The sequence below is a fragment of the Pantoea sp. X-Soil-TKNS-1211 genome (assembly GCF_059730495.1).
In genome coordinates, this window is record NZ_AP035953.1 from 399,747 (window position 1) to 412,692 (window position 12,946).

Annotated in this window: 11 protein-coding genes; 5 read left to right on the top strand and 6 right to left on the bottom strand. The window is 53.0% G+C overall.

The features are described from left to right. Nucleotides 1-84 precede the first annotated feature (84 nt). The 3 genes from AC6I8W_RS01775 to AC6I8W_RS01785 all read left to right on the top strand — a co-directional run bounded on the left by AC6I8W_RS01775 (nucleotide 85) and on the right by AC6I8W_RS01785 (nucleotide 1,889). Nucleotides 85-510 carry a CidA/LrgA family protein gene (locus AC6I8W_RS01775; protein ID WP_480367460.1) on the top strand — a complete coding sequence of 142 codons (426 nt, stop codon included), beginning with the start codon at nucleotides 85-87 and terminating at the stop codon, nucleotides 508-510. Next, complete coding sequence (locus AC6I8W_RS01780) at nucleotides 503-1,198, top strand: LrgB family protein (RefSeq protein ID WP_013507519.1); 696 nt, start codon at nucleotides 503-505, stop codon at nucleotides 1,196-1,198. The genes AC6I8W_RS01775 and AC6I8W_RS01780 overlap by 8 nt, the downstream gene beginning before the upstream one ends. A gap of 145 nt (nucleotides 1,199-1,343) precedes the next feature. Next, entirely contained in the window at nucleotides 1,344-1,889 is a 546-nt protein-coding gene (locus AC6I8W_RS01785) for a YfaZ family outer membrane protein (RefSeq protein ID WP_497836729.1), read from the top strand. Nucleotides 1,890-1,927: 38 nt separating this feature from the next. Here AC6I8W_RS01785 and actP read toward each other — a convergent pair whose 3' ends face one another. From actP to acs, 3 genes are all read right to left on the bottom strand, one after another. Next, entirely contained in the window at nucleotides 1,928-3,580 is a 1,653-nt protein-coding gene (gene actP / locus AC6I8W_RS01790) for a cation/acetate symporter ActP (RefSeq protein WP_497836730.1), read from the bottom strand. Then, nucleotides 3,577-3,906, bottom strand: coding sequence for a DUF485 domain-containing protein (locus AC6I8W_RS01795; protein ID WP_497836731.1), 330 nt, complete (start codon nucleotides 3,904-3,906; stop codon nucleotides 3,577-3,579). The genes actP and AC6I8W_RS01795 overlap by 4 nt, the downstream gene beginning before the upstream one ends. Before the next feature lie 170 nt (nucleotides 3,907-4,076). Continuing rightward, complete coding sequence (gene acs, locus AC6I8W_RS01800; protein WP_497836732.1) at nucleotides 4,077-6,032, bottom strand: acetate--CoA ligase; 1,956 nt, start codon at nucleotides 6,030-6,032, stop codon at nucleotides 4,077-4,079. A 571-nt stretch (nucleotides 6,033-6,603) separates the two neighbouring features. Here acs and gltP point away from each other — a divergent pair. Beyond that, nucleotides 6,604-7,905 carry a glutamate/aspartate:proton symporter GltP gene (gene gltP, locus AC6I8W_RS01805; protein ID WP_497836733.1) on the top strand — a complete coding sequence of 434 codons (1,302 nt, stop codon included), beginning with the start codon at nucleotides 6,604-6,606 and terminating at the stop codon, nucleotides 7,903-7,905. A gap of 146 nt (nucleotides 7,906-8,051) precedes the next feature. Next, nucleotides 8,052-8,963 (top strand): N-acetylmuramic acid 6-phosphate etherase, encoded by a 912-nt coding sequence (gene murQ, locus AC6I8W_RS01810; RefSeq protein ID WP_497836734.1) that lies wholly within the window; start codon nucleotides 8,052-8,054, stop codon nucleotides 8,961-8,963. A 33-nt stretch (nucleotides 8,964-8,996) separates the two neighbouring features. On the opposite strand, the gene AC6I8W_RS01815 is transcribed toward murQ, so the two are convergent. The 3 genes from AC6I8W_RS01815 to AC6I8W_RS01825 form a co-directional block, all read right to left on the bottom strand. Beyond that, nucleotides 8,997-10,586, bottom strand: coding sequence for a hypothetical protein (locus tag AC6I8W_RS01815; protein ID WP_497836735.1), 1,590 nt, complete (start codon nucleotides 10,584-10,586; stop codon nucleotides 8,997-8,999). Between the two features lie 23 nt (nucleotides 10,587-10,609). Then, entirely contained in the window at nucleotides 10,610-12,223 is a 1,614-nt protein-coding gene (locus AC6I8W_RS01820; RefSeq protein ID WP_497836736.1) for a hypothetical protein, read from the bottom strand. An 85-nt stretch (nucleotides 12,224-12,308) separates the two neighbouring features. Further along, nucleotides 12,309-12,845, bottom strand: coding sequence for an LbetaH domain-containing protein (locus AC6I8W_RS01825; RefSeq protein ID WP_497836737.1), 537 nt, complete (start codon nucleotides 12,843-12,845; stop codon nucleotides 12,309-12,311). Nucleotides 12,846-12,946 lie beyond the last annotated feature (101 nt).

Here is a 12,946-nt window from a genome sequence, read left to right on the forward strand (position 1 = left end):
TTTGAATAATATTAATTCATTTTTTTCACACTCTGTCTGCGTTTTATACTGAATACCTGATTTATTTACGGGGGAGTGAGGAACATGGCGTTCGCATTGAGTCCGCGCAGAACGGACATCCTGCAACGTGTTTTCGTCCCGCTACAGTTGGTGCTGTACGTGGGATTGTTTATCGCCAGCGATAAACTGGTGGGTTGGTTGCATTTGCCGCTGCCCGCGAATGTCGTCGGCATGTTACTGTTGTTGCTGTTAATTATGACGCGTGTGATACCGCTGCGCTGGGTCAAGGCGGGAGCCAACTGGTTGCTGGCCGAGATGTTGTTGTTCTTTGTCCCGGCAGTGGTGGCGGTGGTGAACTATAGCGATTTGTTGCGCAGCGAGGGCTGGCGCATCTGTCTGGTGATTGGCATCAGCACCCTGTTGGTGTTGGCAGCCACCTCGCTGGTGGTCGATCGCGTTTACCGTTTTGAAATGGCGCGCGCGGCGCGTAAGCAGGCGCGTCATGAATGACCTGATTATCAGCCTGATTTGTCTGGTGCTGACGTTGCTGGTGTATTACCTCAATAAACGCTTGTACCAGCGCTGGCGCACTTTGCTGCTGATGCCACTGGTGATGACGCCGCTGGTGCTGGTGGTGCTGCTGCTGATCACCCACGTGAGCTGGAAGGATTACATCGCAGAAAGCCACTGGCTGCTGTGGCTGCTTGGGCCGGCAACACTGGCCTTTGCGGTGCCGGTGTATGAGAACCAGGAGATTATCAAACGTCACTGGTTATCGCTCAGCCTCGGAGTGGCGACCGCGACGCTGGTTTCGGTGTGTAGCTCGGTGTGGCTGGCGCGTTTGCTCACGCTGCCAGAATCTATCCAGCGTAGTCTGGCGGTGCGTTCCATCACCACGCCGTTTGCGTTGGCGGCGGCGAAACCCATTGGCGGTCAGCCGGATTTGGTGGCGTTGTTTGTGGTGATCACCGGGGTGTTTGGTATGGCGGTGGGGGATTTCCTGTTTCTGCGCATCGCGATTAAACAAGGTGTGGCAAAAGGCGCGGGATTCGGCGCGGCTTCGCACGGTGCCGGTACGGCACGTGCTTACCAGATCGGTCAGCAGGAAGGGGTAGTCTCCAGCCTGGTGATGATGCTGTCCGGCGTGGTGACGGTGATTCTCGCCCCGTTGTTGGGACATTTGATGTGGCAGGTGTAATTTGCCTGATCAACGGCCCGTAGGGGCCGTTTTGCACGTTCTTGTCATTCCTGTTTACGTAAAGCTTGCCAAATAAAGTTGTTTCCTGCCGTCTGGCTGTTTACCCTTTCCGCCGAATTGATTGTCCTTCATGGAGTGGAATTACATGTTAAAGCAACTTGTTACAGGAAGCGTACTGGGTCTGGCTCTGTTGAGCAGCGGCGCGCAGGCGATTGAGGGCAGTGTTGACGTGGGTGAACACACCACCAACCTCAACCTTGGTCTCGGTACCACCTCACCGGGTCTGTTCCTCAACGGCAACTGGCTGCGCAGCGATCACGACGGCAGCACTTACGGTCTGGGTCTGGGTTACAACGTTGATTTTGGTAACCTGCGTCTGGCACCGACGGCGAAAGCGCTGTTTACTCACCCGGAAGATGGCAAAGACGGTTTTGCCGTGGCAGTGGGTGCGGGTGCACAGTACAACTTCAACAGCATGTGGGGCCTGTATGGCGGTTACTACTACGCGCCGGAATCCTTCTCTGATCACCTCGACAGCTACCAGGAAGTGTCAGGCGGCCTGAGCTTCACCCCGATCTCGCTGCTGAACGTACGTGTGGGTTATCAGTATATCGAGCTGAACAACAAAGGCAGCCGCAAAGATAACGTGCTGGCCGATGGTCCGTATGTGGGTGCGTCACTGCGCTTCTGAGTTTGAAACCTGGCCGCCAGGCGGCCAGGTTGTTATGTTTAATGCGCTTTTCCCTGCGAAATCCCCACGCCGGTCTGCGAACGAATAAATTGCCCACGGAAGCGCTGACGCTCGATGGCACCCTGTTCCGAATGATCGGTAATGGAAAACAGCCAGGTGCCGATAAACGCCGCCAGTATCGAGAACAACGCTGGATATTCATACGGATAAATCGGCGCAGCATTTCCCAGCACCTGCACCCAGATGGTCGGTCCAAGGATCATCAGCACCACCGCCGTCAGTAAGCCCAACCAGCCACCAATCATCGCGCCGCGCGTGGTCAGTTTTGACCAATACATCGACAGCAAAATAATCGGGAAGTTACAGCTGGCAGCGATGGAGAACGCCAGGCCGACCATAAAGGCGATGTTCTGCTTCTCGAACAAAATGCCCAACGCAATGGCTACCACGCCCAACACCACTACGGTGATTTTGGAGACGCGCAGCTCCTCACGCTCGGTAGCATGACCTTTGCGGATCACGCTGGCATACAGGTCATGGGAGACCGCTGAAGCACCCGCCAGCGTTAGCCCGGCGACCACCGCCAGAATGGTGGCGAACGCCACGGCGGAGATAAAGCCGAGGAACAGGCTACCGCCCACCGCATCCGCCAGATGTACCGCCGCCATATTGGTGCCGCCAATCAGCGCACCGCTGGCATCTTTAAACGCCGGGTTGGCCCCCACCAACAAAATCGCGCCAAAGCCGATAATAAAGGTGAGGAAGTAGAAATAGCCCATAAAGCCGGTAGCCCAGAACACGCTTTTACGCGCCTCACGAGCATCGGCCACCGTGAAGAAGCGCATCAGGATATGCGGTAAACCGGCCGTACCGAACATCAGGGCGAGTCCGAGTGACAGTGCTGATACCGGATCTTTCACCAGCCCGCCCGGCTGCATAATGGCCGCGCCTTTCGGGTGCACCGCCATCGCTTCGGTAAACAAGGTGTTGAAACTGAAGCCTGCGGTTTTCATCACCATGATTGCCATAAAAGTTGCGCCAAACAGCAGCAGCACTGCTTTGATGATTTGCACCCAGGTGGTTGCCAGCATGCCGCCGAACAAGACATACATCACCATCAGGATACCCACCAGCACCACGGCGACATGGTAATTGAGGCCGAACAGCAACTGAATCAGCTTACCGGCACCGACCATCTGCGCAATCAGATAGAGCGCCACCACCACCAGCGAGCCACAGGCGGAGAGGGTACGAATCGGTTTTTGCTCCAGGCGATAGGAGGCCACATCGGCAAAGGTATAGCGACCGAGGTTACGTAAACGCTCCGCAATCAGAAACAGGATCATCGGCCAGCCCACCAGAAAGCCGAGCGAATAGATCAGGCCGTCATAACCGGAGGTGTAGACCAGCGCAGAGATCCCGAGAAACGAGGCCGCCGACATATAATCGCCCGCCATCGCCAGCCCGTTTTGAAAGCCGGTGATATTACCGCCAGCGGTATAATAATCGCTGCGGGAGCGGGTACGTTTGGAAGCCCAGTACGTAATCCCCAGCGTTGCGGCAACGAACACCACAAACATAATAATGGCTTCGTAGTTGGTCGGTTGTTTTTGCACCGCACCGGTAATGGCATCGGCCGCGACGGCACTGAGCGGTGCGGCGGCGAGGAGCAGTGGGAGCAGACGCTTCATGATTTCACCTCGCGCAGAATCTGTTTGGTCAGGCGATCAAACTCGCCGTTGGCACGCCAGACATAAATCCCCGTCAGCACAAAGGAGATCACAATCAGACCCACGCCGATGGGGATACCGCGCGTAACGTTAGTGCCGGGATGGAGCGGCGTACCAAGCCAGGCGGGGGCGAAGGCGATCAGCAGGATAAAACCGACGTATAACACCAGCATGATCAGACTGAGCACCAGCGCAAAGGCCTGGCGTTTATGCACCAGTTCCTGAAAACGTGGATTGCTCTCGATTTGTTGCCACACAGCTTCCTGTTGGTTTACGGCTTCGTTCATCACAGTTTCTCCAGAGGCAAGGCAGGCAGTAACCTCACGAAAAAGTGATGGTAACTGGCTGAATGTTCTAATTATTTAGTAAGTGCGATGTTGACGAGTACGACGGAGGGCAGCGGTGACGGCGAGGAGCCTGAGGGGACAGGCTGAACCTCACCGTCGGGTATTATTCCTTACGGCATTTTTATTGACTGTTTCTCTTCCAGCAATTTTTCCACTACGCCAGGATCGGCCAGCGTCGACGTATCACCCAGATTGCTGGTATCGCCGGTGGCGATCTTGCGCAGAATACGGCGCATGATTTTGCCGGAGCGGGTTTTCGGCAACGAGTCGGTCCAGTGCAGCACGTCTGGGGTGGCAATCGGGCCAATCTCTTTACGCACCCAGTTACGTACTTCGGTGTAAAGCTCCGGCGACGGTTCCTCACCGTGGTTCAGTGTAATGTAAGCATAGATCGCCTGACCTTTGATGCTATGCGGGATGCCGACCACCGCCGCTTCAGCAATTTTCGGATGCGACACCAGCGCCGATTCAATCTCAGCGGTGCCGAGACGGTGACCGGAGACGTTCAGCACGTCATCAACACGCCCGGTGATCCAGTAGTAACCATCTTCATCACGGCGTGCGCCATCACCACTGAAATAGCGATTCTTGAAGGTGGAGAAATAAGTCTGCTCGAATCGTTCATGATCGCCAAACAGGGTACGTGCCTGTCCCGGCCACGAATCGACAATCACCAGATTGCCTTCCGTCGCGCCTTCCAACGTATTGCCTTCGTTATCAACCAGCGCCGGTTGCACGCCGAAGAAAGGTTTGGTCGCAGAGCCAGCTTTCAGCTCGGTAGCGCCTGGCAGTGGGGTGATCATGAAACCACCGGTTTCAGTCTGCCACCAGGTATCGACGATCGGGCAGCGGCCATCACCAATCTTGTTGTAGTACCACTCCCAGGCTTCCGGGTTAATTGGCTCACCGACCGAACCCATAATGCGCAGGCTGCTGCGATCGGTGCCTTCAATCGCTTTATCACCCTCGGCCATCAGCGCCCGAATCGCCGTCGGCGCGGTGTAGAGCAGGGTAACTTTATGTTTATCCACCACTTCCGCCATGCGGCTCGGCTTCGGCCAGTTCGGCACGCCTTCAAACATCAGCGTGGTGGCACCGCACGCCAGCGGACCATAAATCAGGTAGCTGTGACCGGTGACCCAACCCACATCAGCGGTACACCAGTAAACATCTTCCGGGTGATAATCAAACACATACTTAAAGGTAGCGGCGGCATACACCAGATAGCCTCCGGTGGTATGCAGCACGCCTTTCGGTTTGCCAGTGGAGCCGGAGGTATACAGAATAAACAGCGGATCTTCCGCATTCATCGCTACCGGTTGATGCTGATCGGCTGCGTCAGCCATCAGATCATGCCACCACAGGTCACGTCCTTCACGCCAGCCGGTATCTTTACCGGTGCGTTTAAAGACCACCACGTTCTTCACGCTGGTGACATTCGGGTTATTCAGTGCGTCATCGACGTTTTTCTTCAGTGGAATACCACGCCCGGCGCGGATGCCTTCATCAGCAGTGATCACCAGTTTGGCGTTCGAGTCGATGATGCGTCCAGCTACGGCTTCCGGTGAGAAGCCGCCAAAAATCACGGAATGCACCGCGCCAATCCGCGCACAGGCCAGCATCGCGATCGCGGCTTCAGGCACCATCGGCATATAGATGGCGACCACATCGCCTTTCTTCACACCGAGGCTACCGAGCACATTGGCGAAGCGACACACGTCAGCATGCAACTGACGGAAGGTCAGGGTTTTGCTTTCGCTGGCGTCATCACCTTCCCAGATGATGGCAGGATGGTCGCCACGCGTTTGCAGATGGCGATCAAGGCAGTTGGCCGCCAGGTTGAGCGTGCCATCTTGATACCAGCGAATGGAGATGTTACCCGGTGCAAAAGAGGTGTTCTTCACCTGAGTGTACGGGGTAATCCAGTCGAGAATTTTGCCTTGCTCACCCCAAAAGGTTTCGGGATCGTCAACCGACTGTTGATACATCGCTGCATATTGCTCTGCATTAATCAGGGCGTTTTCGGCAATCGCAGCAGGAACGGGATGCTTGTGAATTTGGCTCATGGCTGACCTCCTTGAAGATGTTAATCATATGTCAATCAATAGTTAATTGAAGCCCGGCTCTGCGGCTTTGTTTCGGTTTTGCAGACTGGATCACGGCCTAAGCCTGTGGGTATTCGGCCGGCAAATATCACAGAATACTCAGGTGCAACTACGGCGCGCTGCGCGCCAACTCTGAGAAAAACCTGAACAAAATATCGGCAAACGCGCCCGATGGCTTTTTAGGCAATTCTGCATAGCTATGCGGAAAATTATCGAATTAAAACTTTTCATAACAGCGGGTTATGGTTCTCTCACGACATCAGCATTTTATGCTACAACGACGGATAAGATTTAAGCGAACCCGCCAGGGGTTGCATTTACCGTAGTGAAAATGGTACTTATCTCGCCCCTGGCAAGCCAGTATCCACTCAGGCTGCATCACAGGACGCGTGCAAAATGCGCGCAAGGTCGTACCGGATGCAGTCGATAATAACCCTCTATTTTATCGGGCTTTTGCTCACTTCCCTGTGTGTATCGTCTTCTGCACCTTCGCAGCAGAGCAAAGGGGTTTTAACTGAGGAAATAACGCGTTATGAAAGGTTTTAAACTCAGCCTCGCATGGCAGATATTGATTGCGCTGATTCTGGGCGTGGTGGTCGGTACGGTACTGCATAATCAGCCGGACGATCGTGAATGGTTAATCACCAATATTCTCAGCCCAGCGGGCGACATCTTCATTCATCTGATTAAGATGATTGTGGTGCCGATTGTGGTTTCCTCATTGATTGTTGGCATTGCTGGCGTCGGTGATGCGAAAAAACTCGGACGTATTGGTGTCAAAACCATCGTCTATTTTGAAGTGATCACCACCATTGCCATTGTGGTCGGCATCACGCTGGCCAACGTATTCCAACCCGGTAGCGGCATTGATATGTCAACGCTGGTAACGGTGGACATCTCTAAATATGAAGCCACAACCCAGGCGGTACAGGGTGCACCGCACAGCCTGGTGACCACCATCCTGTCACTGATCCCGCAGAACATTTTTGCCTCGCTGGTGAAAGGTGACATGCTGCCGATTATCTTCTTCTCGGTCTTGTTTGGTCTGGGGCTGTCGTCATTGCCTGCGGAACATCGTGATCCGCTGGTGGGACTGTTCGGTTCGGTTTCTGAAACCATGTTCAAAGTGACGCATATGATCATGCGTTACGCACCGGTCGGCGTGTTTGCACTGATTGCCGTCACTATTGCCAACTTTGGCTTTGCCTCGCTGTGGCCGCTCGCCAAACTGGTGCTGCTGGTCTACGTGGCGATTCTGTTCTTCGCTTTTGTGGTGTTGGGTGCAGTGGCGCGCTTCTGCAAACTGCGTATCACTACCCTGATGCGCATTCTGAAAGACGAGCTGATTCTGGCTTACTCCACTTCCAGCTCGGAAACGGTGTTGCCGCGCATTATGCAGAAGATGGAAGCCTACGGTGCACCTAAGGCCATCACAAGCTTTGTGGTGCCTACCGGTTATTCATTTAACCTCGACGGCTCGACCTTGTACCAGAGCATTGCCGCAATCTTTATTGCTCAGCTGTATGGCATTGACCTGTCGCTGACCGATGAAATCATCCTGGTACTGACGCTGATGGTGACCTCGAAAGGGATTGCCGGTGTGCCGGGCGTCTCCTTCGTGGTGTTGCTGGCGACACTGGGAAGTGTTGGTATACCGCTGGAAGGTCTGGCGTTTATTGCTGGTGTTGACCGCATCATGGATATGGCGCGTACTGCGCTGAACGTGATCGGTAACGCGCTGGCGGTGCTGGTGATTGCCCGCTGGGAAAACCAGTTCGATACCGAGCAAGCTGCGGCTTACGAACGACAGCTGCGTACGCAACCCGCTGCGTAATGATTTGACCGCAAACCCGCCACCCGGCGGGTTTTTTTTCTACTTGCTCTGCGCAAAACGCAAAAATTTCCCTTCTCAGCAGGTGAATTAACAATTCAGTTTGATATATAGTTTCGCGAATAAATTATTCTTTCACCGGAGCCTGTATGAAAATCGATCTCAGCCAGATGATCACTGAGGGGCGTAACCCGGCCAGCCAGCATATTGATGAGCTGTCGACGGAAGCGATGCTGCGCGTTATTAATGATGAAGACAAGAAAGTCGCGCTGGCGGTGGAGGCGATTGTGCCGCAGATTGCCGAGGTGGTGGATGCCATCACCGCCGCTTTTAGCCGGGGCGGTCGTCTGATCTATTGCGGAGCCGGGACCTCGGGCCGTCTTGGCATTCTCGACGCCAGTGAATGCCCCCCGACCTTTGGTACTCCGCGCAGCCAGGTGGTTGGCCTGATCGCGGGCGGACACACCGCGATTTTGCAGGCGGTGGAAAACGCGGAAGACAACGTTGAGCAGGGGGCACAGGACTTGCGCGACATCCAGTTCAGTGGCAACGATGTGTTGGTGGGCATCGCCGCCAGCGGTCGCACGCCTTATGTGTTGGGTGCGCTTGATTATGCGAAACAGCAGGGTGCCTTTTGCGCCGCGTTAACCTGCAACCCGAACAGCGCCATGGCACAGGTGGCGGATGTGGCACTGACACCGGTGGTGGGGCCGGAAGTGGTGACTGGCTCCTCGCGCATGAAAGCGGGGACGGCACAGAAGCTGGTGCTGAATATGCTGACCACGGGCGCGATGATCCGCAGCGGTAAGGTGTATGGCAACCTGATGGTGGATGTAGAAGCCACCAACCAGAAGTTGGTACAGCGTCAGATTAACATCGTCAAACAGGCGACAGAATGCGATGACGCCACGGCTCAGCAGGCGCTGGCGGCCTGTCAGGGGCACTGTAAAACCGCGATTGTAATGGTACTGGCGGGATTGCAGGTGGAAGAGGCGCAGGCGCTGCTGCGCCACAGCAACGGTTTTATCCGCCAGGCGTTACGCGAGGCACCATTGCGTTAATGTAAGGTGCCAGCGCGATTACACTGATACCTTTCATTGCAGGCTGGTGTGGATATCGACCCAGCTGTCAGCCGGAATATCGGTATAGTCACCGAGGGCGGCAGTGATGGTGCCATCTGAACTGCTCAGGGTATACTTCAGCGCCCTGATGCCGATGCCAATCGTATTGGCAGAGTCAGACTCGATGGTGGCCATCAGGTTCTGGATGCCTGCTCCGCCCGCGATCGCCGGATTACTGATTTTCCATAAAGATTTTTGCGTGACGATGGATGCGCCGGTGATTTTATATTTTCCCGTCGCTTCTTTGGTGACGGTAAATATACCGGACTGCGCGTAGCCGCGGTTAACCGCGCTAAAGTTATCGTTCTGTTTAAACGCATCTTGTACCGGCGAACGGGTAGCGTCCGCGATGGCGTCAGTGATGCGGATTACTGCCCCGGAGGTTTTCACCACACGTCCATCATTGAGAGGAACGTAGGTATTTGATGTTAAGGAATTTTCAGTCTCAACATACACAATGCCTTCAGGCTCTCTGGTGAGTTGCCGATCATCCGAAGGGTTGATAATGACTTTCTCCGCCCCGGAATTACCCGCCTCGGCATAGCGCAGTGGAATGAATGTTGCGCCTTCACTGCGTGCGGCAATTTTGGCATAGACGGTCAGCGTACTGTCCGTTGCGTTGTAGACGTAGCCGAATTGCGTCAGGTTTGAGATGTCATGCCGGTAATCCGATGGATCACGTAAATTGGTGATACGTAATACATGCTTTGCGGTCGCGGTATTGAGCGATGAGACAAATATGTCATTACACTGAATAAGATAGGTATAGATTGACTCTGCCAGGGTTCCCCCGGAGATATAGAGTCCCGTAAAGTTTGGACCTGAACTTCTTATACCGGTTTTCAGGGTGAATAACGCCACCCAACTCGGCTGGCTGACCCAGGTGGTGGGCTGCACATTTCCCTTCCTCAATGGCGGGATTAAATCCTTATCCGTTAAGGCACGTGGTGCGACGACGCCCGATCCCGCATAGGGTGCGCCATAGTCGGTATATTGCCCAGGTCCGGCAATATACATGTCCGCAGAACCGTCTGCCTTGGGCAGGAAGATCAGCGAAGAATGCAGCGTATCATCTTCAGCACCGGCGAAGGGTAAGCGCAATATGCTGCCATTCCAGCCAGCGACACCTTGCCCATAGGGTTCACTGAACGGAATAGCCACTCTGGCCGCCGTGGGTTTCCCCTCTTTCGACGCATAAGTCTGAAGACGTCCGCGTTCATCCATAATTAAAGCACCGCGGTTATCTGCCCCGCCAAAGGTTAATCCCGCTATCCCTTTGGGATCTGACACGCCTTGCACGACATCAAACTGTCCTCGCTGTTTTACCCGGTCAAATACTGACGATGCTCCGCTGCCCACGACTTGCTTGCCTTCACCGGCAAAGAAACCCCCAATCAGTTTGAACCCATTATCTTTGCCAATTTCAGCGCCTAACTTTTCTGGTTGAGGAACGCCAGGTAAGGGATGGGGAGTGGAATTGGACGCCGAACTTCGGCTGGAGAACAGCGCCAGGAGTGTCGAAGGAAGAACCCAGTGCAAAAGACGTCTTCTTGAAAGGGTCATGATGTCTCTCCGCCTGTAGATGGCTACAGCGCTGTCGATTGCTGTTGCCAGCCAATGTTATTGCCCGCTTTACCCCAGACATCCGGGCTGATATTGGTTGCTCCGGTTTTTAGTGCCGGTGAATCACTGGCAAGTTGCAGGATATTTTTTGCTTCTTTCATACCCGCAGGGGGGACCAGGGGAACGGTAAAGCGGAATTTAGGATCGACATAGCGCAAATCGTGGGTGGCTACACCCGGCAAGGCGGCGGGTGCGTCGGATGGCCAGGCTTCTGAAAAGAAGATGCAATTTTTGAAGGCATATTTGGTCAGCAATGTGCCAAATTCAGACACCTCTGCAGGGCTGATAAGATCGGAATTGTCCCGGTGTTTCCAGTAAAAAATACAATTTTCCAGCGTCATGGAAAGGGCGGCTGGATTGTCCTCTTTGTGTGGGTTGCAATAAAGAATATGATCATTAGCTTGTGAAATGGTGTCAATGAACAGGCAATTGCGCACCACGTTGTTATAGCAATAAAGAAAACAACAGGCTTTTTTCCAGTAAATATCTTCGGTGCGTTGTGTTCGGGCTACGCCATCGTTATAGGAAACAATGTATTCAATCACATTATCCACACAGCCCAGACCCTGGGTGTGGTAAAGCGTATAGATATCATCACTGAGTGGTTTATAGCCGTTAGCATGATACCAACTGTAAGAGAAGGGGCCCTGAACGAACATCAACGATTTCGCATTGTTGGTCAGGTAACCCCAGCGTAACAGGCAATTATTGCAGTGAAAATCCAAATCTAAGGCATAGCGATCGGGGGCGGCAGGGCCGGAACCGTGCACCTCAAAATTCTGCCCGGTGGCGTAAGCGCACGCCGACATCCACAACGGGACATCAGCTCGAGCGGTGGTCCAGGCATGCGGATCTTTTATCGGGTTATAGACATTGGTGCGATAGGACGAGTAATAAATATTATCCCAGCCAGACTCCCATTCATCACCCCGAATATCGCGGTTTTTATTTTTACTCGCCACGCCAGACAATAAAACACCGTAGTTAACAATATTGGTGAATGAAACATCAAGGATACGCACCCCATAACTCTTTCTTTGATCGCCATAATAGGTGCCAGGATCGGAAAGATTAAGATTGCCACGAATGAATATGCCGCAATTAATATTATCGCCATAAATATCATGAATAAATATTTTGTGAGCGATATTGGTCCGCTCTTTTACCATCAGGTGGACACAGGCGACTTCTTTGGCGGGAGCAGAACCCGAGATCGCTGCCGGATCACCAATAAAATCAATGTGGTGAATCTCCAGATTACAAATACCGTTGGCATCCCCCCTGAGCGAACCATACAAATAACCGCCAGTATGTTGTTCACCGGGAGGAGAGGAAAGCTGTAAGGAGTTGATATTAAAATTTTGGAAAATCGTATCGGTGTGACGTGTCGCGGCGTCTTTAGGATACCAGACAGGGTAAGCACCTTCGCCATAGGACGTCAGAACGCTCTGCGTGCCGGAGCGATTGAAGAAAAAGGCTAATGGATTCTGGCTGATATAGGACCAGGTGAAATGCGTGCCACGTTTGATGGACACGGTGACCGGATGGATAACCCCGGATGCGATGACTTCATCCATCGAACGCCAGGGTTTTTCCCGGCTCCCGTTACCCTGAGCCATCGCCGAGGGATCAACATAGATAAACTTCATTCTGAGATACCTTTCAGGCTACGCGAACAGAATCAGTTTGAAACTTACGGGTTTTGATAAAGGGTTTCTGTGCGACCACGTAGTGATCATCGGCAATATTGGTCATCGCAATGGCACCGGCACCAATAATGACATTATGACCAATTTCAATATCATCGCCGAGGATACAGGAGTTAACACCCATAGAAACATTATCACCAATCACAAAGTGTTTAGGATAAGACAGCTTATTCCCTCCGACGGTACAGCATTGTCGGATATTGAAATTTTTCCCAATCACGCAACCACTATTAATGATGACTGAGTAAGCATGCCAGACAATAAATCCGTGACCAATTTTGGTCCGATAGGAAATCTCAACGCCGAACATAAATTCATTAAAGAATTTATGCAGGATAACAAAAGCAAGCGTGACGGGGTAAAACACACGTACTCGTTTAGCGTGTAAAGACGCCATGCGATACAGAAGTACAACCAACTTCGATTTGATGCCAGGATTCATCTTAATTTCTGACAATGTTAGTTTGAGGCTATGAATGATGTTTATCATGATTCACCTTACATCGGATGACAATTAATCCTGTTCACAGGAATCGCCTGCGAGAACAAAATTTTAATATATAAAAATAAGTATGATGGGATAAGGTAATA